Below are 25513 nucleotides of genomic sequence, written 5' to 3'. Positions count from 1 at the left end.
CCGGTTCGCGCTGCCCCGCGTAGGGCGGTCGCTCCGCAATCTACCGGCCTGCCTTCCCAAGGGCGCGCGCCACGGAGAAAAGCGCGATGCCGCACGCGACCGACGCGTTGAGCGAGTCGAGCGTCCGCTGCATGGGAATGCGAACACCCTTCGCGCGCCGAAGGACCGATGGCGACAGCCCCGGCCCCTCAGCGCCGATGAGCAGCGCCACGCGCCGCGCCCCGGCGAGCTCGTCGATGTCCGAGGCCCCGTCGGCCGACAGCGCCAAAAGCTCGAAGCCGCGTTCGGCGAAGGCATCGAGGAGCGCGTCTTCTGACGCCGCCCGGGCGAAGGGAACGACGAGGCTCCCGCCCACGGACACGCGCACGGCCTTGCGGTAGAGCGGATCGCAGGTGACGGGGTCGAGGAGCACGGCTCTCGCGCCGAAGGCGGCGGCGCTGCGAAAGATGCCGCCGACGTTGTCGTGGTTGACGACGCCGAGGAGTCCAACGGCCAGGGCGTTTTCACCGCCGTCGACCGGCAGCGCGTCGGCGACGGTCGCGACTCTGCGGTCGGCCAACGCCAAGACGCCTCGGTGGATGGGGAACCCCACGAGGCCGTCCATCAGCGATTGGGGCGCGACGTAGACGGGGACGTCGTCGGGGAGTCGCGCGAGCGCGTCCTCGAGCTTCTCGGCGCGTCGCTCCTCCAAGAACAGCGAGCGAACTCGGAAGCGGCTCGCAGGCGAGAGGAGCATGCGGACGACGACCTCCCCTTCCACGATGAATTGGTCGTGGTCGGCGCGGAGATCGCGGTCGCGGATTCCCGCGTAGCCCGAGACGCGCGGGTCGTCGGCGCGGGCGATGGGCACGAGCGGCACGCGCCGCAGCATAGCCGAGCGCGTCCCGCTCCGAGCAAGGCGTGGTACCAATGCCGTCATGGCCTCGCGCAGACCCGCAGCGAAGGTGGCTGCCCGGCGCCCCGCCGTCGCCGCGCCGACCTCGGGCCCGCTGCGCAGCGTCCGCGTTCGAATGCTCGCCGACGCGGAGCACTACACCCACCTCGTCACCGAGCTCGTCGCGAAGGCTGAACACTCGCTTTGGATCGCGACGGCCAACGTCAAAGAGATGCGCGTCGAAGCCCCCGTCGGGACCCGTGCGCGCGCCCGCGGAAGCTACGTCTCCATGCTCGACACCCTCGCGGGGCTCGTTCGGCGTGGCGTAGAGCTTCGGTTCCTGCACGGCGCGCCGCCGTCGAGGCCCTTTCGCGCGGAGCTCGCGCGGCAATCGACGCTCCTTCGCAGGAAGAGCGACTGGATGCGCATGTGCCCGCGCGTCCACCTGAAGCTCGTGGCCATCGACGGGCGACACCTCTACTTGGGCAGCGCGAACTTCACGGGCGCCGGCCTGGGCGCAAAAGGTGACGGCCGTCGCAACTTCGAGATGGGCATCGTCACCGACGATGACGTACTGCTCGATCGCGCGCAGGCGCGGTTTGACGCCATTTGGAGCGGCCGCGAGTGCAAAGGGTGCCGCCTCCGCGGCGTCTGTCCCAGGCCCATCGATACGCTCGGCAGGCAGGGAAAGTAGCCGCGAGCGACGCGCCCTATTCGTCCAGGAGCATGTCGTCGCCGTCGGTCTCGCTTGCGCCCGCGTCGTCGTCCTCGTCGGCCGTGGGAACGGCGCCCATGGGAATGCGCACGCGCTCCGCATGCACCCGGTCGCCAAGCTCGACGCGCCAGAACGAAGGCCCGTCGCCGCTCAAGCACCCGAGCGTGAGGGAAGGGGAGGCGAGGATGCGGAAGTTCGACTTCGCCGGCATGCGCTCCTCGCTGATGTGACGGTGGCCATGCATCACGAGCGTGACGCCGCACGCGTCGAAGACCTCTGCGGCCTCCTTCGCGTCGTCGAGGCGCATGCCGAGCTCGAGCGGTGAGCGGCGTCCCACGCCCATGGGCAGCGAGACGACGTGGTGATGAATGGCCACCAGTCGATGCCTCGCTCGTCGCCAAGCGTCGGTCTTGGCGAGTTCGCGGAGGAAGCCGAGCTGCGTCGGGCCCACGGCCCCGTTGTGTCGAAAGAAGCGCCGCTGCGGCCTCGCGCACGAGTCGAGGCCCACGAGGACGGCGTCCCCTTCGGGAATGTGACGCACCCAGGCGCCGCTCGTCGACACGTCTAGGCGGAGGCCCTCGGCGAACTCGTTCCAGCGCGCCCGCTTCGATGCGTGCGTCGGTTTCGGGCGCGCCGTGCCGGAAAAGGGCATGAGGTAGAGATCGTGGTTCCCGGGGATCGCGGCGAAGCGACCCGCCTCGAGGAAGCGTCGAAAGACCGCCTCCACGAGCTCGTAGCCGTCGCCGTCTTCCGTGAGATCGCCCGTGGCGAGGACCATGTCGACGTCGGATTGGTCGACCAAGGTCGCTGCGCGAATAAGCCTCAGGTTGGTGTTGGTGGGCGTCGCCTCGAGGAGAACGTCGAGGGCTCCCGGCGTTGGTAGCGCCGCGGCGAGAGTCACCGCGCGGCGCCCTTCCAGTCGGCAGGCGCGCGCCGCGGCTCGCTCGACAGGGTCGATGGAGGCGCCGGCGCCCTCGGCCCGCTCTGTTGGGATCGGGTGGGCGTAGCCTTCTGGGTCGACGAGGGCGAGGCGGCCGGGGCGCGCGCCGCGGGCGTGGAGCACGCGCCAACCCGCCTCAGACCAGACGGTCTCCCATCGGGCGTCGCTGACGTCGGCCTGCCGCGCGCTCCGTCTTCGTCGCCCGAGCCGATCGTGCACCGTGTCGCCAAACGTCGAAACGTGAAAGTCCGAGACGTGGGCGAACGTGAAGGGGCGAGCCATAGGCTAGGAGTCTGCGAGCCTGCGAGTCTGGGAGGAGAGGCCTGATAAAGGTACTCTCGTTCGTCGAAAGTGGCGACGCTCGCTTCGTCCCCCGACCAGGTTCCCCCGCCATGTTCAGCTCGCTCGAGCCCATCGACCGCTACCAGCCGCTTGAGGTCCTCGGCACCGGCGGCTTCGGAAGCGTCTATCGAGCGCGTCACATGCATACCGGCGAGATCGTGGCGCTCAAGGTCTTGCACACGCCGGCCGGCGCGCTGACGGAGCGCACCTTGCGCGAGGCGCGCGCCCTCGCGGGCTTCGTTCACCCGAACGTCGTGCGGGTCCTCGACTGCGGCCTCGGGCCTGGCGGCCAGGTCTTCGTCGCCATGGAGCTCGCGGCCGGCGCGCCGCTCGGCCACCTGATGGGGCCCCCGATGCCGCCGGCGCGCGCCGTGAACATCGCGCAGCAGGTCCTCGCGGGCCTCGCGGCGGTGCATGCGCGCGGCATCGTGCATCGCGACATCAAGCCCTCGAACATCGTCGTGGACGCGTGGTCGACCAACGCCCATGAGCCGGGGCGGCCCACCGATCGGGCACGGCTCATCGACTTCGGCATCAGCCGCGCGACCGACGCGACGCTGGCGTCTTCGGATCACGCGGACCGAACGCGCACCGGCATGGCGCTCGGCACGCCCGGCTACATGGCGCCCGAGCAGCTCGGCGCGGCCCACGAGGCCGACGGGCGGGCCGACCTCTACTCCGTCGCCGTCGTGCTGTATCAGATGCTCAGCGGGGCGATGCCGCACGCCGCGCGCACCTACGAGGACTACGTGGTGTCAGTCAGAACGAGCGCCCCGCCCTCGCTCCGCACCGTGGCGCCGCACCTCTGGCCGTCGCTCGAGGCGGTCATCATGCACGGGCTCGCGACGGAGCCGTCGCGGCGTTTCGCCAGCGCCGACGAGTTCAGCCGCGCGCTCACCCACGCGATGGAGGACCCGGCGGCGCTCTCCTTCGCACCCACGGGACGCTCGCTTCCGCACGCCGCAGGGGCCCACGCGAGCGCTCCGCCCACGGGCCACGCGGCTTTCGGCGCGCCTTCGCATGCCGCCCCTTCGACGTGGGGGCCCACGCCGGCGCCGATGGTTCAAAGCGTACGCCGATCGCCCTCGGCCGTTTCCGCGCGCCTCGTCGCGAGCGTGGCGTTGGGCATCGGCTTGGTGCTGGCTCTCGGCGGAGGCCTCGTCGCCGTGTTCTTCTTTGGCGGACCGCGGAGCGCGGCAGCGCCCGAGGCCGCCGTCCCGGCAGCGCCCTCATCAGTGGCTCCGCCAACGCTGCAGGTGTCGCCGGCGTCGACGGTGGCGGCGGTCCCGACGGCGCCCGCGGCGGGGCGCGTCCAGGGGCCACGCGTGAGTCCCGTCGCGGCGCCCGCGCCGACGCCGACGCCGAGCGCAAAGGAAGCGTTGAGCGCGCCCCACGGGACAGCGCCGTGCGGGCACCCCGGCGCGTTGCCCCTGGCCATCGCGTCCTCGCCGGGGGTGAAGGTTGGTGCAGCAAAGATCATCGGCCAAGCCGACCTCCGTTGGACCGAAGACGTCGCGCGCGCCGCGGCGCCCCGACTCGGCGCGTGCCGCCCGGGGTGCGGCCAGGAGCTTGTCGTCGTGAACCTCTTTCTTCAGCCGACGGGCAAGATCTCTCTCGCGGCGCCTTCGGCGGACAACGCCGGGGATGCGGCGGTGGCCCGCTGCGTGGGCGAACGTCTCCGAGCCTCGGCGCCCACCCACGACCCAAACTTCCCGGCAAGCGCCACCGGCGCGCCCCATGGAATCGTTGCCTTTCCCGTGCTCCTCGAGCCGAAGTAGCCAACGCTGTCTCCGTCGAGAGACGAAAAAGGCCGCGCATCGAGACCCGACGGAGGCCTGGGCATCGAAAAAAGACGGTGTACGTGAAGGTCGCTTCCGGAACTGCACCCATGAAAAAACACGCCCCGACCCTCCTTCGCGCCCTCGCCACGTTCGCCGCCACGGGCCTCTTCATGGCGGCCTGCGGCTCCGAGGGTCGCGACCCGCTCGCTGCCAACGGTGCCGACGGCGGAGCCAACGCATCGATTTGCGGGTCGTGCACGCCGGCGGGCTACTCCGTTTGCGACGCGAGCGGCCAACCGCGAACGGAGACGTGCATGGAGGGGACGGTCTGCGTCCCCAACAAGGGCTGCCTCGCGTGCGCTCCCGGCGGCACGGTCTGCGTGGGCAACGACATTCACGCGTGCACCAACGACGGCAAGCCCGGCGACAAGACCTCGAGCTGCGATCCGTCAAAGGGCCAAGTCTGCCAGGGCGGCCTTTGCACCGACGCGTGCACCGCGGCCGCCCAGATGCAGTCCAACCTCGGGTGTGAGTTCTGGGCCGTCGACCTCGACATCACCGACATCACCACGGCGGCCATGTCGCCTTGGGGCGTGGTGCTCTCGAGCGCCAGCGAGATCCCCGCCGAGGTCACCATCGAACAGAACGACGCGCCCTACGGTGCGCCCCCGAACCCGCGCATCCTGCTCAAGACGACGCTTCAGCCGGGCCAGCTCATCACGCACAAGTTGCCGCCGCGCGCCGTCGACTGCGGCAAGGGCGAGGACGATCACAACGCGCCGGGCACGTGCCTGTCGTCGAACGCCTTCCGCATCACAGCGTCGGCGCCCATCGTCGCCTACCAATTCAACAACTTCGTGCACCACTTCGCCACCGACGCGTCGTTGCTCCTGCCGACGTCGGTGCTCGGGACGAAGTATCGCAACATCGGCTGGGGCGCCGGCACGCCCTACGCGAACCCCATCGCGTGGACGACGCGCTCCTATGTCACCGTCATCGGCACGAAGCCCGGCACGACGGTCACCGTGAACCCGTCGTGGCGCATCAAGGGCAACGGTCCCATCAAGACCACAAACAAGGGCGAGCCGATTCAGGTCACCCTTGGGCCCTTCGATGTCTTGAACCTCGAGAGCGACGACGCGAAGCCGGAGGAGTGCTTCAACAAGAAGGTCGGCGATCGCTGCACCGACCTCACGAGCACCGTCATTCAATCGAGCGCGCCGGTCGCTGTCTTCAGCGGCGTCGAGAGCTCTGGCGTCGGCCTGCCGGAAGGGGCGCCCGAGCCGCCGAGCTGGAAGAACCTGAGCGAAGGCCAGAGCAAGGGTTGCTGCAAGCAACACCTCGAAGAGCAACTCCCCCCGCTCGAGGCCGTCGGTCGCAAGTTCGTCATTACGCGGAGCCCCATCCGCTCCGACTCGGACTACACCAACTGGGTCGAGCCCGACGTGCTTCGCTTCGTCGGCGCCGCGGTGCCCTCCAACGTTCGCACCAACCTCCCCAAGCCCTACGACTACTTCACCATCTTGCCGGGACAGATCGTGGAGACCTGGACCGACAAGGACGTCATCGTCGACGCCACCGAGCCGATCTTGGTGGGGCAGTTCCTCATCGCGCAGGACTACGTGGAGCCAAACCCGAAGGGCGATCCGTCGTTCACGATCTTCCCGCCCGTCGAGCAGGCTCGGAACGAATACCTCTTCCTGTCGCCCGGCGACTGGAAGGAAAACTGGATCGTCGTCTCGACGGAGGCGAAGACCAACATCACCATCGACGGGCAGCCGCTAGCCAACTGCACCGTGGCCCCGGCCGGCGACCTCGACGGCAAGACCTACGAGGCGCGGCGCTGCAAGGTGGCCGGCGGCGTGCATCGCATGAGCGGCACCGGGCCCTTCGGCATCATGGCTTACGGCTACGACGACGCCGACGTCTACGCGTTCCCCGGCGGCGCCTTCGTGAAGAAGATCTACGAGCCCCCGCCGATCAAGTGAGGCGTGCCGCGCGATTGCGCCGGATTCGCAGCGTGACGGTGGCGCCGCTCCTGGCCACCGGCATCGACTCCAGCGTCGTTCCTTCGCACGGCCCCGACACGCAACGCCCATCGGTCAGCTCGTAGAGCGCTCCGTGCGAGTCGCACAAGAGGTGCGCCTTGTCTTCGCTCATGACGCCGAGTGAAGTGCCCCCGCGGGCGTCCAACGGGATCGCTTGGTGCCGACACTGGTTGGCGTAGGCCCGGTAGCCTTGGCGGGTCTTGCCGACGAGGACCGTCTGGTAGGGCGCGCCGGAAGCGGACACGAGCGGCCGCGGCAGGTCGAGCCTGACAAAGAGCCCTTGGTCGAGTCGCGCTTCGTCGTCGGCGCCGACGAGGAGGACGACGACGTCGTCGCTCTCCGAGAGCTCGCTCATGGGATGGGACGGCGTGCCGCCGGATCGTAGTAGACGCGTGCCGCCGGTTGGGACACGAGCCGCTTTCTGCGCTCCGCGACGTCCACGGGGATCGGCTCGCCGTCGCGGAGGACGAGCGCCGTCAGCGCGCGACCGTAGACGCACCCGGTGTCGAGACCGGTGGCGTTCGGGTGCAGCTGCAACCCTTCCACGGCGTTGTGACCGAAGACGACGTGCGGCGGTCCTTCGTAGACGCTGCCCCAAAGGACGCGACCGTCGGCCTTGGTGTCGACGAGGCGCAGGTGAATCAAGTGGTCGGGCTTCTGCTTTTCGATGGGCGTGCCGGGCACCACGCCGGCGTGCACCACGCGGGCACCGTGCTCCGGCAGATCGACGAAGAAGGGCGACGTCTCGAGGAGCGTCCAGTCGATGGGGCGCATGTCTCGGGCGACGGCGAGGTGCGTCTCCGCCAGCGAGCTTCGTCCGTCGCCGACGTGCCAGTCGAGGAGCTTTTGTTCGTGGTTGCCGCGCACGATGATGGCGCCGGTGCGTCGGGCTACGTCGAGCACGCCGATGGAGTCGGGGCCGCGTGCCACGAGATCGCCCACGAAGACCAGCTTGTCGCCGGTACCGAAGCTGACGCGAGCGAGGAGTGCTTCAAGCTCCGCGCTGCAGCCGTGGACGTCGCCCACGATGATCGTTCGTCCGCTCATCAGACCTTCGCGCGCTTGGGGATCACCACGATGCCGCCGTCGACGACGAAGCGCTTCTTGTCCTCTTCGAGGTTGAAGCCGATCTCCATCCCCGCGGGGATCACCACGTCCTTGTCGACGATGGCGCGCCGGATGCGCGCCCGCCGGCCCACGACGACGTTCTCGAAGAGCACCGACTCTTCAACCTCGCTGAAGGAGTTGATGCGGCAGCCGACGCTCAAGACGCTCTTGTGGATGCGCCCGCCGGAGATGATCGAGCCGTGCGAGACCATGCTGTCGGTGGCGATGCCGACGCGCGCCTGCGCTTCGTCGCGGAAGACGAACTTCGCCGGCGGGTCGTTGGTCACACCGGTGCGAATGGGCCACCGCTGGTTGTACAGGTTGAACTGCGGATGGATCTCGATGAGGTCCATCTGCGCACGCCAGTAGGCCTCGATGGTCCCGATGTCCCGCCAATAGCCAGTGTTGTAGGCGTCTTCGCCGGGAACGCGGTTGGTGGCGAAGTCGTAGGCGAAGACCGGCCTCCCCGACGCGACCATGTTCGGCAAGATGTCGTTGCCGAAGTCGTGTTTGCCGTCCTCCTTCTTGGCGTCGGCCTCGATCTCGCGGAGGAGGCCCTCGGTGCGAAAGATGTAGTTGCCCATGGAGGCGAGGCACATCTCCGCGTTGCCCGGCATCGTCGGCGGAGCCGCGACCTTCTCGTGAAAGGCGAGGATCTTCCCCTCCGCGTTCACCTCGACGACGCCGAACGACGACGCCTGAGCCTTGGGGATCGGGATCACAGCGACGGTGGCTTCGGCGACCTTCTTCGCGTGGTACGCGAGCATCTGGCGCACATCCATCTTGTAGACGTGGTCGCCGCCGAAGATGCACACGTGCTCCGGCTTGGCGTCGTGGATGACGTGCTCGCATTGGTACACGGCGTCGGCGGAGCCGCGGTACCAGGTCTTGCCGGTGCGCTGCTGCGCGGGGATCGCCTCGATGTAGTGATCGAGGATCGGCGAGAGGTGCCACACGCGCGCGATGTGCTCCTCCATCGACGCGCTCTTGTATTGCGTGAGTACCTTGATGCGGAAGAGCCCCGAGTTGACGAAGTTCGACAGCACGATGTCGATGATGCGGTAGCGGCCCCCGAACGGCACGGCGGGCTTGGCGCGCTCCGCCGTGAGCGGGTGAAGCCGCTTGCCTTCACCACCGGCGAGGATCATCACGAGGACGAGGCTCGGGTCGACGGGCGCGAGCGGGAGATCCATAAGGGCGAGTCTATCCTCGGACTTCGGTCCGCTGAACGTGAACTTCTCGTCACGCGTCGGCCCGGCTTCGAGGGCCTCGGCTGCCGCGACGTTGACCTGCCGGTCTGCCGCACGCATCCTGGGATGCCATGATGCGCGAGGCCAGGGTGCGCGACGTCGGTGCGGTCATTTTGGCCGCTGGGCTTGGCGAGCGGATGGGAGGGCCAAAGGTCCGCCTCCTGACGCCAGAAGGTCCGCTTCTCCTTCGTCATGTCACCCGGCTACTGGCCGTTGGCATCGTTCGCCCGACGTTGGTCGCGAGGCCCGAGCAAGCGGACTTCTTGCGGTCCTTGCGCGTCGACGGCACGCCCCTCGAGGACCGCGCGCAACTCGTCCTGGGCGAGCCGAGCGAGCCGGCGGAGTCGCTTCGACTCGGCCTTTCCGTGGCCTCGCCGTGCGCCGCCTGGTTCGTCCTTCCCGTCGACTCGGTGCCAGCGGCGGAGGCCACGTACCACGCGCTCCGAGCGGCCTTCGGTCCCGGCGTCCGCGCTGCCACGCCGGAGCACGGCGGGCGGGGAGGGCATCCGGTGCTCTCCGCCTACGACGTCCTCGCACGCGCTCCGTCCACGCCGCTTCGCGATCGCCTCGCGCGGCTAGGCGCGGCGCGCGTTCGTGTTCCCGTCGTCGACGAGGCCGTCTTGTCCCGCCTCGATAGGCCCGCGGACTTCGAGCGGTGGTTCGGCGCGCCGCCAGCCTTCGCCTGACGTTCACGACGTCGCGACGCGACGACGACGTTTTCCTAGGGCAGCCTCGCGCAACGGAAGCCGACCTTGTCCGACCGCGCCGTCACGAACGTGTCGAACGAGGCAGTGACGTGTTGGTAGTAGTCATCCCACGAGCCGCCGTGCGCCACGCGGTTGGTCTGTGACCTCATGTCGGCGCAGTTGTCGCACGGCGTCGGCGGCGAATACGTGGCGGAGGGCGGGCGGTCCGCCGAGAGCTCGGCGACGTTGCCCGCGAGGTCCCACTGCGTCCACTTTCCTGGGCTCGAGGGGGTGTAGCCGACGGCCTGGACGCCCGCGGAGGGGCAGGCGCCCGCGCCGCCGTTGATGCAGGAGTTCGCACAAGACGAACCACAGTTGTAGCTGCCCCAGGGGAAGGTCCGTTGCTCGCTGCCGGCGGCCGCCGCGTAGTTCCACTCGGCGGCGCTCGGCAAGAAGCCGCCGTCCCAGATGCAGAACGCGAACGCTTCCCACCATGACACGCAGTTCATCGCGAGGTCGCCGGCGCCGCCCCACGCGGCCTTGGAGCCGCACGCGAGGAACGAGTCGAAGTCGCTGCTCGTGATGGCCATGAGCGAGTCGGTCACCCACGCGGTGTCCCAGCCGGCTTCCGCTCCGTTGAGGCCCCCACCGGCCAAGTGTCGGTGCTTTCCGGCGCCGGCGGCGGGCCGCCAGCCTTGGGTGACCCAGGCGTATTTGAACGCCTGATACCGCTTCACGGTCACTTCGTAGCGGTCCAGGCGAAACGACGAGATCGTCGCGTCGAAGCCGTTATGCCGGAGGAAGGTCCCGCCCGGCACGAGGGTGTTCCGGCAGCAGCCTTCGCTGCTCGAGCCGCAGGTGGCTTGCCCAGGGCCGAGCCCGAGGCAGCTTGGCGGCGCGATGCAGGTGTTGTTGTCGCCGCACGTCTCGAGGTTCGAGCACTTGCTCGGACACCAAACGGTCTGCCCGCAGTTGTTGGTGGCGGGGCCGCATGCTTTCGCCGCGCAAGTCGTGGCGAGGGGCTCGGCGGTGCAGCCGCACTGGTACTGGACGCTCGCGCCGCCGCACGTCTCAGGAAGCGTGCAGTTTCCACACGAAATGAGCGTGCCGCAGTTGTTGGTCACGGAGCCACACTGCTTGCCGATGCAGGGCGTCACGTTGTCGGGGACGCAGGTGCACGCCGTTGGCGGTCCACCGCCGCAAATCTCGCTCCCGGTGCAGCTGACGCAGCTCGCGGCGGCCTCGCAGCCGTTGTTGCGGTCCGTCGGCACGCACTTGTTGCCGCACTTCTTCGTGGCCGCACCGCAGGTTCCGATGACGCACGCGTTGCCTTGGCAGACGAGCGTCGCGGAGCCGCCGTCGAGCACGGGGCAAGCGTTGCTGTCGCAGGCCGTGGGGCCGCAGCCGTAGGTGGGGTCATTGGTGGCGACGCACTTGCCGCCGCAGACCTTGTATCCAGCCTGGCACCCCGTGAGCTGGCACGCGCCAACCCCGCACGCGTAGATGGCGTTGCTGTCGACGGAGCAGGGGGCACACGTCGCGATGTTGCATCCGAAGGCCGGGTCGTCGCGGCCGACGCACTTCGGCCCGCAGAGCTTCTGGTCGGCCGTGCATCCGCCCGGGCCAACGGGGGAGCCGTCGGGCCCCGCGTCGGGCGGCCCGCTGACCGTCGCGTCACCGACGCCGGCCTCGTTCTCGACGCCTTCCGCGTAGGTTGGAAGCGTCGCGCCGTCGACGCGCGCCGAGACGCACGCGCCGCTGGCGGGGCTGCAGGTCTCGCCGTCGATGCAGCGGGACTTCGCCTCGCTGCCTTCCGCGAAGACCTGCGCCGTGCAGCGAGCGCTCAACACGAGCGTCAACGCGGCGATTCGATCGACGGGCACCTGCTCCACGATGGCGTCCCGTCGATCGATCGGTGCACCGCCTCGGAATCCGCTCACCGACACGCGGACCGTCGCCGCCGGGTCGCCGTTCGACGCGATGCCAAGGGTCGTGGGGAGCGTCGCTTCGTCGGGCAGGCGAAGGTCGGACGCCTTGAGTGTCGTGGCGCCGGCGCTGATCTCCACGCGCAGTCGGTCAAGACCGAGGGGGCCGTCTTCGGTGACGATGACCATGAGGCCGCCCCGGTCGGGCGCCTTGTCTGTGGAGCAGGCGCTCACGCCGAGGCTCAGGAGCGCCGCAAGGAGAGCGACGAACGCGACGGCGAGCGCAGACGGTCGCCTCACGGTCCGTCCTCCACCATGGCGCGCATCACGGACCTCACCATGCATGGGGTGCGCCAGATGACGCGGGGGCCTGTTTCGAGGAAAAAGACCGTCCGGGGACCGGTACGGCTCAACGTTGGCTGGTAACGGCTTGCCGCAAGGGGCGACGCAAGACGGCTCAAGACGCTCATTCTAGGGAACGAACCTGGGGCAAGGCCAGCGCGCTAACGTGTGGGCGCGGGTCGCTGTCCGTCGCTATGCGTGGCCCTACGCGCTAACGCGCCCGCAACATGACCACGTGAAGCGTCACGGCGAGCGCGATCGTCACGGCGGTGATGCCGTGAAAACGTCTCTTTTTTGGCCGGTCACGGAGGTCGGGCCGCCGCAGCTGCAGGCCCACGCCGCTGTGCGCCATGAGCACAAAGAAGGCGAGCGCCCCCGGCGCGAAGGAGAGCGCGCCGCCCGAGACGGCCCCAGGTGCGCCCAGGTCGCCGAGCATCGACACCGTGTGCACGAAGGCCGCGATCGACGTCGCTGCGCCCAAGGCGACGTGCGCGCGTATCGCCGTTGAGCCGGGTGCGGCCCGTCGCTTCGCTCGGAGCCGGTACGTGAGCGGAACGAGCGCGGCGAGCGCGATGAACGCGAGGGCGAACCAACCGGTCAACGTGGCCACGAAGTCACCTGCTTATGTTTGCGTATACCGCAATTCGAGCTGACCGAATCGTGTCGTCACCTTTACTCTCACGGGGTTCGTCACTAATTGATCGCCATGGTTGCACCCGGCGAGCTGGCGCCTGACTTTCACGTGACGACGACGGAGGGGGCGTCCTTTCGCCTCTCGGAGCACCGGGGCAAGTCGAACGTGGTCTTGTTCTTCTATCCCGGGGACTTCACGCCTGTGTACCAAGGAGGCCTGCGGCTTTCGAGACATGTTTTCGGAGCTTCAGCCGAAAGACACGCTCATCCTCGGCGTCTCCGACGACTCCGACGCGTCGCACGCAAAGTTCGCCGCGGCGTACAAGATCGAATACCCGCTCGTTTCCGATCCCGAACACTCGCTCGCCAAGCAGTACGGCGCCACGGGGTTTCTCAGCAGGGTGCTGGGACGCATCAGCCGTACGACCGTCGTCATCGACAAGAGCGGAAGGGTCGCGGCGGTGGTCAAGGGCGAGCTGTCCGCGAACGCGCACCTCTCGGGCGTCCAAGAAGCGCTCGACGCGCTCTGAGCGTGCCGCGCGATCCGCTCTTCATCAGCCTTCATCAGCGGCTCCCTTTCAGGTAGCGTCTGCTGATGACCGCCACCGGCGCGCGTGAGGGTTTCTCCGGGACCGTCGGCGAGACGCCGCTCATTCGCATCAAGAGTCTCTCCGAGCAAACAGGCTGCACGATCCTCGCCAAAGCGGAGCACTTGAATCCCGGCGGGAGCATCAAGGACCGGGCCGCCCTCGCGATCATCGACGCCGCTGAGAAGTCGGGGGCGCTCCCCGCCGGCGGCGGCGGGCTCATCGTCGAGGGCACCGCGGGGAACACCGGCATCGGCCTGACGCTCGTGGCGGCGGCCCGTGGGCACCGCTGCTCCATCGTCATGCCGAGCAACCAGTCGGAGGAGAAGATCTCCCTGCTGCGGACGCTCGGCGCCGACGTCGAGCTGGTGCCGCCGGCGCCGTTCAAGGATCCCAAGAACTACTACCATGTGGCTCGGGCGAAGGCCGAGGCCACGCCCAACGCGTTCTGGGCGAACCAGTTCGAGAATCCCGCCAACGCGGAAGCCCACTACACGACGACGGGACCCGAGCTGTGGCGCCAGACAGGCGGGAAGATCGACGGCGTGATCATGTCTTCAGGAACCGGCGGAACCATCGGCGGCGTCACCGCGTACCTGAAGGAGCTTCGCTCAACCATTCGCACGGCGCTCATCGACCCTCCCGGCTCGGGGCTCTACTCATGGGTCAAGAAGGGCGTCTTCGAGACGAGCGGGAGCTCCATCACGGAAGGCATCGGCATCATGCGCGAGACGGCGAACTTTCGCCGCGCTCGCCTCGACGACGCGTTCTTCGGCTCCGATCGAGAGACCGTCGAGATGGCCCACTACCTTCTCAAACACGATGGGCTCTTCGTCGGTAGCTCGGCCGCGCTCAACTGCGTCGGCGCCGTCAAGCTCGCGCGCGCCATGGGCCCCGGCAAGGTCATCGTTACGATGTTGTGCGACGGAGGCGGCCGCTACCAGAGTCGCCTCTTTGGTGCCGCGTGGCTCGCCGACAAAGGACTCACCCCAAAGGCTGTCGGGCTCGAATTCGTCGAGTCGCCATGAGCGCCATGACCAGCAGCGACGGTTTCTCCGCGGAGTATTCATGATGGAAGGGCACGCAAGGGGTCTCATGACGCCGCACGCCACGACGGTGCGCTCGAGCGCGACGCTGCGCGAGATCGCGCAGATCCTCGTCGAGGGTGGCTTCAGCGGCGTCCCCGTGGTCGGCGGCGACGATCGGCTCGTGGGTTTCCTCAGTGAGCTCGACATCGCGCACGCCATGCTGAGCGAGGGGCTCGATCGACCCGTCGCCGATGTCATGACCGAGAAGGTCGTGACGGTCGACGAGTTCGCCACCACCGACGAGGTCGTGCGGCTCTTGCGGCAGCACCGCATTCATCACCTGCCCGTGGTTCGGGCCGGCATCGTCGTCGGCATCGTGACGCCGATGGATGTCATTCGGCACTTCGTCGGACGCGGCGGGGACGCGGCCTGACTTGCGCGACGAGCTCGCTCAGCTGAGGGACGCGCTCGTGGCGCGGAGCGCCGCCGAGAACGGCATCGACTTCGACGCCTTCGGCGACGCCGTCACGGCCGTCTTTGTAACGGCCGCGGAGATTGAGGAGCTCATCGTCTCCTTCGAGGAGCGCGGCGGTGCGTTGCGCATGCCGCCCGTCGGCGGCGGCATGGACCGGCTTAGGCAGGTGCTCGTGGCGGCGAGGGGTCTCCGCCAGTCGTTGGGACGCCGCCCCTCCATCGAAGAGCTCGCCAAGGAGACGGGCCTCGCCTTTGGCGTCGTGCGCGCCGCTCTGTCGCTCGGCAGCGTCATGGGCCGTTGAGGCGCGCGGCTGACTCAATCGAGGAACGTCACGGCGACGTTGTCGATGAACACCCTCGCGGTGCCGAAATCGCTGATCGCCGCGCCAGCGATGAGGGCCGCGCTCGTCAGCCAGCTCCTGCTGACCAACTCCTCACGCAGCGCCGCGCAGCGCGTGCCGAGGGCGCCGAGCCTAATGACGAACTTCATGTCGTCGGGCCCCGCGTCGACGCCGGCGTCGTCGGCGCCGGCATCCGGCAGCGCGCACGGTATCGCGAGCTCCTGGAGGAGCGCCGGTGTGCCCACGATCACCTCCAGGGTGAGCCAGTTTCGCGTGAAGTCGGTCGCCTTCGCCGTCACCGCACTCAGCAGATCGATCTGCCCTCCGCCGCCGCCGAGGGCGCGCTGCTGGAGCACGATGCGCAGATCGCCGGACGCGTCGTCGTCGACGAGAAGGACGCCGACGCCGCGGTTTGCCGCCTGGCTGCCGACGGCCAAAAAGGAGAGCGTCTTGCGCGTCGTGCCGCCGTCTTGGGTCCATGCCACGACCGGTGGATGAGCGTCGAGGACCACGCGCAGGCCGCGCGGCTTGCGGCCGGTCACGGCCTTGTCGAGTCCCGTAAGCAACACCGCCGAGGCGCTCTGATCGCTCGACGAAGTGACCTCCGCCAGCAGCGACTGAGTGCCGCTCCCGGTGGTGTCGGTGGCGAGGCTCATCTTCCCGTCGCCGGAGATGATCGGATTCTGCACGCCGAAGATCGGCACCCACTTGGCGCCCAGGCGCGACCCTTCGAAGTCGTCGCAGAAGTCCGCCGGGGGGCAGAGCTGCTCGCAGAAGTTTGGGCCGCGCGGTGCGCATGCGCCGTCGGAAGCGTCCGCCAGGGGCGCCGTGTCGCGCGACGCATCGGACGGCACGAGCGGCAGCTCCTTGAGATCAAGGAGGCTGGCGCAGGCAGCGAGCGGCAGGCCGAGCGCGACCAAGACAAGCAACGCGGCGCGCGGAAGGCGCCGAAGACCGCGGACCATCAGAAGCGACCCTGCAGCGACAGGCCGGTCCCTCGGCGCGCGGCGCCCAACCACAAGGCACTCGCGGCGGCGCTCGGCGGCGGCGCGCCACCGACGGGGGGCGGCGCGCTGGGGCCGCGCTTGGGCGCCGTCGCTACCAAGACAACCCCGGCCGCCGTCGTGACGCCGCCGGCGATGAAGAGAACCGTCGACACGTTCGCGAGGCCCAGCGCCGAATCGTTCTTGTCTTTGGCCTCGAGCGTCGAGCAGGCGACGTCGTCGCAGCCGAGTTGTTGCGCTTCCGAGCGCTGGCTCATGGCGACGAGACCGAGGACCCCGCCCGCCGCGACGGTCGCGATGCCGGCGCCGGCAACGACGAAGCCGATGGTGCGTTGGGGGCCGGGAGGGGGAGCGACGGCGGGCTCTGGGAGCCTCTCGAGCGCCGGAACCAGGAGCTCCTGCTTCGCGCCCTCCGCCAGGCCAAAGCGCGAGGACCAGGGGGCGTGGCCCGGCGCCTCGGCGCGCAGCTCGTGTTCTCCAGCGTCGATGGGGATCGACAGGCCGTATTGCGCCGGGTCGACGAGTTGGCCGTCGCGCGACAGCTTGAGCCCGGGCCGCAGGTTCGCCGCGGGCACGCGCAACGTGACGCGACTGAGGCGGGCCTCGACGCGGGCCGCGAGGACCGCGGCGTCCTTCTCACGTTGCCGCTGGTCGGTGCGGTTCGCTTCGGCGATGGCTTCCCGGTAGGTGGCCCAGGCGCTCGCCATCTTGCCGTTCTTCTCGTAGCAATCGCCGAGGTTCATCAGTGTCCCGATGCCGGGGTCGAGCCGCTGACTCTCGGCGAATTTCGGGCACGCGGCCGCGTACTCCTTCTTCTCCACGAGCGCTCGCGCCTCTTGGAAGAGCGCCTCCGCTGCCGCCGCTTGATCGGCCGACACTTCGACTCTGGCGGACGGCGGCGTCTTGGTTTGCCCTTGGCCTCGCGCGGGCGCGGGCCACAGCAACGCGCACAAGGAGAAGAGCGCGCCGCGGAGAACGGCTCGATCGACGCGATGGGTGAGCAGCATGGCGAGCTCTAGCGCTACCCGCCCGGAGGGGCGAGGCGAGCCCGACCATTCTACACGTGGTCGCTGCCCGGTGTAGGATTGTGGCGTGGCCGTACCCGCCGTCGCCTCCACGACCCAGTCGACGACCCAGAGCCGCATCCCGCGGCGCATCGGTCGCTACGACCTCCATGAGGAGATCGCGTCGGGTGGCATGGCGACGGTCTATCTCGCCCGGCAAATCGGCGCCACCGGCTTCACGCGTCCTGTCGCCGTCAAGCGGCTCCACGACAACCTCGCGACGGACCCGCAGTTCGTCTCGATGCTCCTCGATGAGGCTCGCGTCGCGGCTCGCGTGCGCCATCCCAACGTGGTGGCGACGCTCGACGTCGTCGAGGAGGAGCGCGAGGTCGTCGTCGTCATGGAGTACGTCCACGGCGAGAGCCTGGCGACGCTCCGCAAGATCACCGCCGATCGGGGCGAGCGCATTCCGGCGCGCCTCGCCGCGACCATCGTGGCGGGGGCGCTCCACGGCCTGCACGCCGCGCACGAGGCCACCGACGAGCTCGGCGCGCCGCTTCACATCGTGCACCGCGACGTCTCGCCGCAAAATATCTTGGTCGGCGTCGATGGCGTGCCGCGCGTGCTCGACTTCGGGATCGCCAAGGCCGCGGGTCGCATGCAGACCACGCAGGACGGGGCCCTCAAAGGCAAGTTCGGTTACATGGCGCCGGAGCAGCTCAAGCACGGTGAGGTGACGGGCCGCGCCGACGTCTACGCGGCGGCCGTCGTGCTCTGGGAAGCGCTTGCGGGGCAACGCCTCTACCCAGAGGACGCGGACGCCGCGACGATTTTGACGAAGATCCTCTTCGAGGAAGTGCGAAAGCTCAGCAGCGTCGTTCCCGATCTCCCAGAAGGCGCCGATGACGTCATCGCGCGCGGGCTCGCCAAAGAGCCGGAGGCGCGTTATGCGACGGCGCTCGAAATGGCGACCGACGTAGAACGCGTCTTCGGTCTCGCGTCGCCGGTCGAGGTGTCGAGCTATGTGAAAGAGGTCGCCAAGGAGGCGATCCGCAGGAAGAGCGAGTCCCTCGCTATCGTCGAGCGCGCCGACACCGAGGGAGGGCAGAAGCGCCGCCGTAAGATGGTCGCGCGCGTTGCAGCGGGCGGCCCCGAAGGCGCGGGTCGTCAGCGCCGGACCTTGTGGTTCGCCGTCGCCGGCGCCACCATCGTCACCGGTCTCGCGGTGGGTTTTCTCATGCGCAGGGATCAGACGGCGATCCCTGGGCCCGAGCTGCGACCGCTCGTGACGCCGTCGGCCGTGGCGGTTTTCCCCAGCGCGAGCACCCGAGCGACCGACGCGCCGCCGGCAGTCGCCGTGGACGCCGCGATACCGGCTTTGAGCGCGTCCGCACCTTCCGCCAGCGCGTCCGTTGAATCCGGCGCTTTGAAGCCTGCGGTCAGGAAACCGAAGCGACCCGACAAGGTCGAGACCGTCGCGTCGACGGGCTCGGCCCACGTCCAGGTCCCTCTCCCGGCGACGCCGCCTACCGCGAGCGAAGAGGCCGGTCGCGACCTCATCCCGAAATTTCGCAAGTAGCGTCGTTGGTCGTATCCGGGGACGGCCCCCGCGCCCCTTCCCAACGTCCGCGAGTCCGTGGATCCTGCCATGCGTCGTGAGCCCAGGAGGGCTCCGCGCGAGGTGTCCATGCGACCGTCCATTGTCGTCCCTGGGATCGCTCACGAGCTTCTGCAACAACTCGATCGCTACGAGGGCCGCGAGGTGCTCGCGCGCCTCGACGACCCCCGTGACGGTGGCGCGCTGCCGGTCGCGACGGCTGGGGTCCTTCGTGCCCGCGCCCTCGCGTCGCTCGAGCGATTTCGGCAAGCCTACGACGTCCTCCGCGAGGTCAAGGATGGCCGCGACCTCGGCGAGCGGGAGCGCATCGAGACGCAAGTGCTCATGGCACGCTTGCTTCGCGTCGCCTCGCCGCTCGTGGACTACGCGCTCGACCTCGCGCTCGCGGCCGCCGACGCGGCGACGCGGGCGGGAGCCGGCTTCGAGTCCTTCGTCGTTGATGCGCGCGTCGAGGCGGCGCTGCTCTTCGGCCGCAAGCGTTGCCGCAAGCTCGCGGAGCGACAACTCGACAGCGCCGAAGCCGTGGGAGCCCTCCGCGAGCGCGTCCTCGTGGCTCGCGGTGAGCTCGCGCTGACCTTCGACGAGCGGCCCGCGGCGAAGGCCGCCTTCGCGGCCGCCGTGCCGCTCTCCGAAGAGGGTCGCCGTCGCGGCCTCCTCGGCGCGTGCCGCGTCGCGACGGTGCTCGGTGAGTTTGACGTCGCCGACAAGGCGCTCGGAGAGCTCGGTGAACGTCCCGCCGGCGACGTCGCCGCGAAGCGTGTACGCCATCGCTTGCTCGCGTCGCAGGGAAAGTGGCGTGAGGTCGCCGACGCGCTCTCGGCGATGCTCGCGGTGGTTCCCGACGCCGACGGCGCCAAGGGCATGCGCCTGGAACGCGCCACAGCGCTCTACAAGGCCGGCGACCTCACCGCGGCGCGCGCCGCCTGGACCGAGCTCGCGAACGGCGGTGACGATTGGGCCGCGCGCTCCGCGTCACGCACGCTGGCCAAGCTCGCCAACGAAGAGGCGAAGCGCGCGCGGCTCGTGGCCTTTCCCTCGGTGGCGCAGCTCAAGAACCATTGTGGTCCTGCGTCCGTGGAGCTGTGCATGCGCTTCTTCGGTGTCTCCGCCGACCAGGTCGAAGTGGCGCGCGAGATCAAGCACCCCGATGGCGGCACGCCGGTCCATCGCATGCGCGCGTTCATGGAGAACGCGGGCTTCGTGGCGCGCCGTATCGAGGCCGACTTGCCGAAGCTCAAGGCCATCCTCGACGCGCAAATACCCGTGATCATCGAGGAGGACTACTCGACGACGCGGCACGTGGCCGTCGCCGTTGGGTACGACGATCGGCGTGAGGTGCTCGAGATCCAAGATCCGATGACCCACGAGGTCCGTGAGACGCCCTACGAAGAGGTGAAGAAGCTCCGCGAGTTCGCCAACGACGGCGCCCTCGTGGCGGTGCCCAAAGATCGAGCCGACCTCCTTCAAAAGCTCGACGCCGCAGGAGCCGTGGAGTGCGAGTACATCACGAAGACCGATCTCGCCTGGGCCGCCCACGACAAAGACGAGCACGAGACCGCGGACCGGCTCGCGACGGAGGCCATCGCCCTTCACGAGGCCTACGAGCTCGCCTGGGTGTACCGCTTCGTGCGGGCGCGAGCGCAATACGACGAGGACCGCACCCACGAGCGCATGAACGCCCTCGGAGCGTGCGTGAATCGCATCCTCGAGCTGTGGCCCGACGACGAGTGGCCGCAGCAGTTCTTGGGCCGCGTCTATTCGCTCGGCGAACGTTGGGACGAGGCCCTCACGGCCTTTGAGAAGGCGCGCGATCGCGACCCGGACGACGCGAACAACCACTGCTCCATCGGCGACTGCTTGCTCGAGCTGGGGCGCAAGGACGACGCTCGGAAGGCCTTTGAGGCGGCCCTCGAGCGCGATCCGGGCCACACGCGCGCCAACGAAAACCTCGCCAACGCCTCCTTCGATGCGGGTGACATCTCGCTCGCGTCGATGCTGAACGAGTGCGCCCTCGAGCTCGCACCGGAGAACCCGTTCAATCACCACGTCCGCGGGCGCGTGCTGGGGCGCCGCGGCGATGCGAAGGGCGCGGCCGTTGCCTACGGCGAAGCGCTCCGCCTCGCGCCGACGTCCCAGTTCTACGTCGTCGAGCGCGCGCGCTTCTTGGCGAAGAGCGGCGCCGTGGACGAGGCGCTGGCGTCGCTCGGGGCCCTCGCGGAGAAGTCGGAGGACAACTACGCCATCGTGCAGCTCGCCGACCTGGCCTACGAATACGATCGGTTGGACGAGTGCCTTCGCGCCTGCGACGCGCTCGCGGCGCGCGATCCGAAAACCCCGACGGCGAAGGCCATCGCCGCCGCGGCACGGGCAAAACGCGGTGAGCTCGACGGGGCCGTCGCCCTCTTCAAAGAGGCGCTCGTGATGCGTCCGACGTACGCGTGGGCGTACCGCGAGATGGGCCGCGCGCTGACGCGTGGGGGCCGCGCGGCGGAAGGCGTCACCGCGGCCGCTGCCGCCGTCGGACTCGCGTCTTCGCCGCTCTCGACGTTCCTCCTCGGTGACGCGCTCTTCTCAAGCGGCCATGGGGACGAAGCGCTCTCGTACCTGCGAAGCGCCGCGTCGTCGGGCGAGCTCGACGAGGCCTCGCTCGACCGGACCGCGGCGATCGTCCTTGAGACCGAGGGGGCCGGGTCGGCGCATCGCCTCTTCGGCGAGCTCGGAGAGAAACACCCGCGCGACGCGGCCATCAAGCGGGCCCACGCCAAGCTGCTCCTCGAGCGCTTGTGGTATCCGGGGCCTGCGGGACCGGTGCTCTCGCGGCTGTCGGAGCTGTCGCCCGACGAACCCTTCGTCGTCGCCAAGGCCGGCGACGATCTCATGGACGCCTCCATCGACGACGAGGCGCGCGGCGAAGAGCTCCTCAGGAAGGCCATCGAGATGGCGCCGTCGCTCGTGTCGTCGCGCCGCCTGCTCGCACGGCAGTGGAACGCGCGTGGCCGCTTCGCTGACGCGCTCGCCGTGCTCGAACCCTGCGCCGCGAGCCTCGAGACGATGGAGGACCGGGTGCACGCGCTCCTCGGCCTCGGTCGTGAGGCTGACGCGCAGGCCGCCATTCGTGACTACGCCGGCGGCGACGACGACGACGCGAAGAAGCGGCGGCGACCGCTCGACTTCTTGATCGCCAAGGCGGGGCGTCGCTTCGAGGAGGCGCTCGCGCTCACGGAGGCCCTCGCCGCGGACGAAGGTGAGCTCGAGGACGATGGCGAGCTCGGCCGGTGGGAGAAGGAGCGCTTCGAGTGCCTCGTCGCCCTCGGCCGTGGCAAAGAGGCCTTCGAGTTCGGTGCGGCGCAATGCGCCGACGCCGACGATCGCGGCAGCCTCGCCTACGAAGCGCTCGCCTACGACGACCTCGCATCGGCCAAGCGCCTCGCCGAGGAGGCGCTCGCCGAAGACGCCGACAAGGTGCACGCGCTCCATGTCATGGCGCGCATGACGGAGCTCGAAGGCGACCTCACCGGCGCGACGGGCATTTGGGAACGGATACGCGAGGTATCGCCATGGCACGTGCACGTCGAAAACTTGGATCGACTCGCCCTCGCCGCCGGCGACCTCGCCCACGCGAAGGTTCTCTTGGAGGAGTCCGTCGCCACGGGGCACGTGTGCCCCGTGTCGCTCAGCTTGCGAGCCGAGCTGCGGGTCCTCGTGGGCGACCGGGCCGGCGCGCTCTCCGACGCGACCCGGGCCCGCGGTTGCCTCCAGCTCGAGCTCCGCACCGTCTCGGAGCACATCGACGGCCTCGTGGCCGCGCTCGACGGACGCGCTCCGGAGGCGCGCGTGGCCTACGACCGCTACCTCAAGCGGGAGAAGCTCTCCGCAGCGGACCGGGCACGATTCGGCAAGGTCCGCGAAGCGCTCGGCGTGTGAATCGCCGGGCGTGATTTCGAATCACGCACTGTCACCTGACTGCAATTTTCTCGCGGCGGCGTCTTTCAAGCGCGCGTGCTATGCCGGAGCCCATGCAAGCTTGGGTACGCGCGGGGCTCGTGGCGATGGCGGTTGCGGTCGGTTGCGGTGAGGACGAGGCCGAATCGGCGCCCGGCCCCACCGGGGGCACGCTCCCTGACGGCGCTCCCGTCGGCACCGGCACCGGCCTCGACGGCGGCGCCGCGGCAACCGACGGAAGCGTCACGACCGGCGACGGCGGCTTCATCACGCTGCCCGACGGTGCGGTGATCCCCAAGCCCAAAGACGGAGGCGTCGTGAACGACGACGCCGGTCCGCCGAAGCCGCCGGTGACGGGGCTCACGCAGTTCACCGAGGTGACAAGCCAAGCCGGCATCGGCACGCTCGAGTCAGGGATGAACTGGGCCTTCGACTGCGCCATCGAAGACTTCGACAACGACGACAAGCTCGACGTCTTCCTTGGCGATCACGACAGCGCCAACAACCAGAACCGGCTCGGCAAGAACTCCGGCACCGGCACCTTCACGGCCGTGGCGACAGCGGCCATCAAGAACGCCTCGAGCGGCGGCGTGTGGTCGCTCTCGCTCGCCGACTTCAACAACGACGGCTTCATGGATGCCATCCCCAACTGGGACGCCTCCAATACGTCCACGTTCCTGAACAACGGCGCCGGCAGCTTCACCAACCTCGCCATGTCGTCGATGGACCACCAGGCCAACGGCATGGTCTGGGGCGATTACGACGGCGACGGGCTCTTGGACTTCGCGGTGTCGAACTTCAACGGCACGAACCGCTTGTGGCACCGCAAGACCGCCGGAACGGCCTCCTCCGATTGGGAGCAGAAGGCCGGCGTGATGGCGACGGGCAACGCCTCCACGTCGCTCTACATGGCCGACCTCAACGGCGATCACTTCCCCGACATCGTGATGCAGACGCTGACCGGCAACGTGTTCCAGTCGACGACCGGCTGCTCCACGAAGGTCCTCTTCAACAAAGGCGTGAAGGGTGCCAGCGCAGGCTTCAACGCGCCGGTGACGGCGGGCCTCGACAACGCGCCCTGTTTTGGCATCGCCATGGGCGACTACGACAACGACGGAGACCTCGACCTCATCGGCGTGGGCTCCGCCGCGGCCGGCAGCGCACCGCTCACCGGCACCAACATCAAGCTTGGCATGGCCCTCTTGCGCAACGACGGCACCGGCAACTTCAGCGACGTCACGGGCGCGGCGCTCCTGCCCACGACGACGAGCAACGTCGACGTCTACGCGCACATCTACGATCAAGCCGTCTTCACCGATCTCGATCAGGACGGGTACCTCGACCTCATCGTGTCCTTGGGCAAAAACAGCGTGTACCGCAACCTCGGCAACCGCACGTTTCAGGACGTGACGACCACGTGGAAGCTCTCGGTGACCGGCGGCCGTCCTGCTCGCGTCTTCGTGGGCGACATCGACGCCGACGGCGACGTCGACCTCCTCACGCAAACGGGCCAGGCCGCGACCATCGGCTATCGCCTTTGGCGCAACGACCTCGGCAGCGCCCGGTGGCTCACCGTTCGCGCTGCCGGCACGAAGATCAAGAGCGCTCTCGGCTCCAAGATCTCGCTCTACGAGGCCGGCCACGCGGGCGATGCCGCATTCTTGCGCGGCTATCGCGAGGTCATCACCAGCACCAGCCACCGCTCGCCGCTCGAGCAATATTTCGGCACCGAGACCGGCAAGAACTACGACGTGCAGGTTCGCTTCTGGCCCGACGGCACCGTCGTCACGATCCCGAACCAGACGGCCGGCAAGCGCCTGCGCATCAACGAGAACGGCACCTCGGCCGTCTACTGAAGCGGGCCGCGCCGCCGGCGAAGGCTGGCGGACTGCGTCGCGGCGTCAGTTTGTGGTCTTCGGCACCGGCAGCGAGCTCACGCTCTGCGCCGCCGTCAGCGTGACCTTCACCAGCAACGGGTGCTTCGCCTGAACGCGCTGGAGGAGCGAGCGGCCGTCGGCGCTCGCCTCGAATTGCGCGCGTTCGGCGGCGAGCCGCTCGCGTCGCTGGACCTCCTCGGTGGCTTCGCGGACGGTGCGGCCGTAGCGGAAGGAGAGCACCACGAGGGCCGCAGCGACGGCCAAGGCGACCGTCGCCCCAACGCCGGCGCCCATGGGGCCAATGAACCCGATGAGAGCCACCGCGGCCGGGGCTGCCATGGCGGCAAGCGTGGCGCAGCCGCGGAGGAGGAGGACGCGACGACGGGCGTCGCGCGCGGCGGTCCGTGCCGAGGCCAGCGCGCTCGACACGTCGCGGCCCGCGGCGAGCAAGACATCGGTGGCGCGAGCCGCCAAGTACGCTCTCCCCTCCACCTCGAAGTCGGCGAGGAGCGCGGCGCGGTCGGCGATGGCCTGGAGGCGGGCGAAGGCTGTGACCCACTCGTCGGTGTGCCCCGACTGCTCAAGCGGAGTCATGTTTCCGGTGCGCGCGCGCGCCAGGTACTCGTGCGCCAAGAGGCCTGCCGCAAAGAGGTCCGTCTCCCGCACCACCTCGACGCGCCGGGCCATGCGCTCGGCGTCTGCGAGCGCTTCGTCGAACCGCGCGGCGCGGCCCTTGGGAGAGATCGAGCCAGCGCCGCCACGCGTCGACGCTGGCGGTAGCGGGCTCTTCGAGCCTCCGCGGGAGCTCGGAGGCCCGCCGCTGCTCGGTGATGAACGCCCACGGCTCGGCATCGGTTGATCCTCCGGGCATTGCACCGAGAGTGCAAGCGTCACTTGATCTGGATCGCATTGATGTGCGGTCCCTACCTCGCCCTTCCCGAGAGTTCCCTCCCCAAGCGGGCCCCTGGCAGCCGCGCCGGGCCGGCAGAAAACTA

Annotated in this window: 20 protein-coding genes and 1 pseudogene; 11 read left to right on the top strand and 10 right to left on the bottom strand. The window is 69.2% G+C overall.

The annotated features are described in order from the left end of the window. Window positions 1-40: 40 nt before the first annotated feature. Window positions 41-859, bottom strand: coding sequence for an RNA methyltransferase (locus tag IPG50_12165; GenBank protein ID MBK6692936.1), 819 nt, complete (start codon window positions 857-859; stop codon window positions 41-43). A 58-nt stretch (window positions 860-917) separates the two neighbouring features. Here IPG50_12165 and IPG50_12160 point away from each other — a divergent pair, with 58 nt between their 5' ends. Continuing rightward, a complete protein-coding gene (locus IPG50_12160) occupies window positions 918-1568 on the top strand; it encodes a phospholipase D family protein (protein MBK6692935.1) in 651 nt (216 codons plus the stop codon). Between the two features lie 16 nt (window positions 1569-1584). On the opposite strand, the gene IPG50_12155 is transcribed toward IPG50_12160, so the two are convergent. Beyond that, window positions 1585-2811, bottom strand: coding sequence for a metallophosphoesterase (locus IPG50_12155; protein MBK6692934.1), 1227 nt, complete (start codon window positions 2809-2811; stop codon window positions 1585-1587). Between the two features lie 110 nt (window positions 2812-2921). Here IPG50_12155 and IPG50_12150 point away from each other — a divergent pair, with 110 nt between their 5' ends. Together IPG50_12150 and IPG50_12145 are read left to right on the top strand one after the other, a co-directional pair. Then, window positions 2922-4649, top strand: a complete 1728-nt coding sequence (locus IPG50_12150) for a protein kinase (protein ID MBK6692933.1) — start codon at window positions 2922-2924, stop codon at window positions 4647-4649. A gap of 110 nt (window positions 4650-4759) precedes the next feature. Continuing rightward, window positions 4760-6640, top strand: coding sequence for an IgGFc-binding protein (locus IPG50_12145; protein ID MBK6692932.1), 1881 nt, complete (start codon window positions 4760-4762; stop codon window positions 6638-6640). On the opposite strand, the gene IPG50_12140 is transcribed toward IPG50_12145, so the two are convergent. Genes IPG50_12140 through glgC form a run of 3 tightly spaced genes read right to left on the bottom strand, consistent with a single transcriptional unit; the run spans window position 6633 to window position 8955 of the window. After that, the gene (locus IPG50_12140; GenBank protein MBK6692931.1) at window positions 6633-7055 is read right to left on the bottom strand and encodes a Rieske 2Fe-2S domain-containing protein; all 423 of its coding nucleotides are present in this window, start codon (window positions 7053-7055) and stop codon (window positions 6633-6635) included. The two genes, IPG50_12145 and IPG50_12140, sit on opposite strands and share 8 nt — an antisense overlap. Next, the gene (locus IPG50_12135) at window positions 7052-7747 is read right to left on the bottom strand and encodes a metallophosphoesterase (GenBank protein ID MBK6692930.1); all 696 of its coding nucleotides are present in this window, start codon (window positions 7745-7747) and stop codon (window positions 7052-7054) included. The genes IPG50_12140 and IPG50_12135 overlap by 4 nt, the downstream gene beginning before the upstream one ends. Then, a complete protein-coding gene (gene glgC / locus IPG50_12130) occupies window positions 7747-8955 on the bottom strand; it encodes a glucose-1-phosphate adenylyltransferase (protein MBK6692929.1) in 1209 nt (402 codons plus the stop codon). The genes IPG50_12135 and glgC overlap by 1 nt, the downstream gene beginning before the upstream one ends. 173 nt (window positions 8956-9128) lie before the next feature. Here glgC and IPG50_12125 point away from each other — a divergent pair, with 173 nt between their 5' ends. Continuing rightward, window positions 9129-9743 carry an NTP transferase domain-containing protein gene (locus IPG50_12125; GenBank protein MBK6692928.1) on the top strand — a complete coding sequence of 205 codons (615 nt, stop codon included), beginning with the start codon at window positions 9129-9131 and terminating at the stop codon, window positions 9741-9743. Window positions 9744-9778: 35 nt separating this feature from the next. On the opposite strand, the gene IPG50_12120 is transcribed toward IPG50_12125, so the two are convergent. Together IPG50_12120 and IPG50_12115 are read right to left on the bottom strand one after the other, a co-directional pair. Beyond that, complete coding sequence (locus tag IPG50_12120; protein MBK6692927.1) at window positions 9779-11968, bottom strand: SUMF1/EgtB/PvdO family nonheme iron enzyme; 2190 nt, start codon at window positions 11966-11968, stop codon at window positions 9779-9781. 253 nt (window positions 11969-12221) lie between these two features. Then, on the bottom strand, window positions 12222-12620 hold the full coding sequence (locus tag IPG50_12115) for a hypothetical protein (protein ID MBK6692926.1): 399 nt from the start codon (window positions 12618-12620) through the stop codon (window positions 12222-12224). Between the two features lie 96 nt (window positions 12621-12716). On the opposite strand from IPG50_12115, the pseudogene IPG50_12110 reads away from it, so the two are divergent. The 4 genes and pseudogenes from IPG50_12110 (at window position 12717) to IPG50_12095 (ending at window position 15034) form a co-directional block, all read left to right on the top strand. After that, window positions 12717-13173, top strand: a pseudogene (locus IPG50_12110) (peroxiredoxin). 65 nt (window positions 13174-13238) lie between these two features. Then, a complete protein-coding gene (locus IPG50_12105; protein ID MBK6692925.1) occupies window positions 13239-14258 on the top strand; it encodes a cysteine synthase A in 1020 nt (339 codons plus the stop codon). A gap of 67 nt (window positions 14259-14325) precedes the next feature. Continuing rightward, window positions 14326-14691 carry a CBS domain-containing protein gene (locus tag IPG50_12100; protein MBK6692924.1) on the top strand — a complete coding sequence of 122 codons (366 nt, stop codon included), beginning with the start codon at window positions 14326-14328 and terminating at the stop codon, window positions 14689-14691. Window position 14692: 1 nt separating this feature from the next. Then, a complete protein-coding gene (locus tag IPG50_12095) occupies window positions 14693-15034 on the top strand; it encodes a hypothetical protein (GenBank protein MBK6692923.1) in 342 nt (113 codons plus the stop codon). Window positions 15035-15048: 14 nt separating this feature from the next. Here the strand turns inward: IPG50_12095 and IPG50_12090 are convergent, their stop codons facing one another. Next, the gene (locus IPG50_12090) at window positions 15049-16038 is read right to left on the bottom strand and encodes a hypothetical protein (protein MBK6692922.1); all 990 of its coding nucleotides are present in this window, start codon (window positions 16036-16038) and stop codon (window positions 15049-15051) included. Continuing rightward, on the bottom strand, window positions 16038-17084 hold the full coding sequence (locus tag IPG50_12085) for a hypothetical protein (GenBank protein MBK6692921.1): 1047 nt from the start codon (window positions 17082-17084) through the stop codon (window positions 16038-16040). The genes IPG50_12090 and IPG50_12085 overlap by 1 nt, the downstream gene beginning before the upstream one ends. 85 nt (window positions 17085-17169) lie before the next feature. Between IPG50_12085 and IPG50_12080 the strand changes: the two genes are divergently transcribed. From IPG50_12080 to IPG50_12070, 3 genes are all read left to right on the top strand, one after another. After that, window positions 17170-18660 carry a serine/threonine protein kinase gene (locus IPG50_12080; protein ID MBK6692920.1) on the top strand — a complete coding sequence of 497 codons (1491 nt, stop codon included), beginning with the start codon at window positions 17170-17172 and terminating at the stop codon, window positions 18658-18660. A gap of 108 nt (window positions 18661-18768) precedes the next feature. Further along, window positions 18769-22623, top strand: coding sequence for a tetratricopeptide repeat protein (locus tag IPG50_12075; protein ID MBK6692919.1), 3855 nt, complete (start codon window positions 18769-18771; stop codon window positions 22621-22623). 92 nt (window positions 22624-22715) lie between these two features. Continuing rightward, window positions 22716-24497 (top strand): VCBS repeat-containing protein, encoded by a 1782-nt coding sequence (locus IPG50_12070; GenBank protein MBK6692918.1) that lies wholly within the window; start codon window positions 22716-22718, stop codon window positions 24495-24497. Window positions 24498-24542: 45 nt separating this feature from the next. Here the strand turns inward: IPG50_12070 and IPG50_12065 are convergent, their stop codons facing one another. Then, window positions 24543-25370, bottom strand: coding sequence for a hypothetical protein (locus tag IPG50_12065; GenBank protein MBK6692917.1), 828 nt, complete (start codon window positions 25368-25370; stop codon window positions 24543-24545). Window positions 25371-25513: the final 143 nt, after the last annotated feature.

Source organism: Myxococcales bacterium (assembly GCA_016703425.1).
In the GTDB taxonomy this organism is placed as follows: Bacteria; Myxococcota_A; Polyangia; order Polyangiales; family Polyangiaceae; genus JADJCA01.
Note: the sequence above shows the minus strand (reverse complement) of the source record. Positions and strands in the feature narration are given on the sequence as shown.

Excerpts from the sequence above, each read along its gene's own strand:
- IPG50_12160 (MBK6692935.1), top strand. The coding sequence starts at position 918 with ATGGCCTCGCGCAGACCCGCAGCGAAGGTGGCTGCCCGGCGCCCCGCC.
- IPG50_12155 (MBK6692934.1), bottom strand. The coding sequence starts at position 2,811 with ATGGCTCGCCCCTTCACGTTCGCCCACGTCTCGGACTTTCACGTTTCG.
- IPG50_12150 (MBK6692933.1), top strand. The coding sequence starts at position 2,922 with ATGTTCAGCTCGCTCGAGCCCATCGACCGCTACCAGCCGCTTGAGGTC.
- IPG50_12145 (MBK6692932.1), top strand. The coding sequence starts at position 4,760 with ATGAAAAAACACGCCCCGACCCTCCTTCGCGCCCTCGCCACGTTCGCC.
- IPG50_12140 (MBK6692931.1), bottom strand. The coding sequence starts at position 7,055 with ATGAGCGAGCTCTCGGAGAGCGACGACGTCGTCGTCCTCCTCGTCGGC.
- IPG50_12135 (MBK6692930.1), bottom strand. The coding sequence starts at position 7,747 with ATGAGCGGACGAACGATCATCGTGGGCGACGTCCACGGCTGCAGCGCG.
- glgC (MBK6692929.1), bottom strand. The coding sequence starts at position 8,955 with ATGATCCTCGCCGGTGGTGAAGGCAAGCGGCTTCACCCGCTCACGGCG.
- IPG50_12125 (MBK6692928.1), top strand. The coding sequence starts at position 9,129 with ATGATGCGCGAGGCCAGGGTGCGCGACGTCGGTGCGGTCATTTTGGCC.
- IPG50_12105 (MBK6692925.1), top strand. The coding sequence starts at position 13,239 with ATGACCGCCACCGGCGCGCGTGAGGGTTTCTCCGGGACCGTCGGCGAG.
- IPG50_12100 (MBK6692924.1), top strand. The coding sequence starts at position 14,326 with ATGACGCCGCACGCCACGACGGTGCGCTCGAGCGCGACGCTGCGCGAG.
- IPG50_12090 (MBK6692922.1), bottom strand. The coding sequence starts at position 16,038 with ATGGTCCGCGGTCTTCGGCGCCTTCCGCGCGCCGCGTTGCTTGTCTTG.
- IPG50_12085 (MBK6692921.1), bottom strand. The coding sequence starts at position 17,084 with ATGCTGCTCACCCATCGCGTCGATCGAGCCGTTCTCCGCGGCGCGCTC.
- IPG50_12075 (MBK6692919.1), top strand. The coding sequence starts at position 18,769 with ATGCGACCGTCCATTGTCGTCCCTGGGATCGCTCACGAGCTTCTGCAA.
- IPG50_12070 (MBK6692918.1), top strand. The coding sequence starts at position 22,716 with ATGCAAGCTTGGGTACGCGCGGGGCTCGTGGCGATGGCGGTTGCGGTC.
- IPG50_12065 (MBK6692917.1), bottom strand. The coding sequence starts at position 25,370 with ATGCCGAGCCGTGGGCGTTCATCACCGAGCAGCGGCGGGCCTCCGAGC.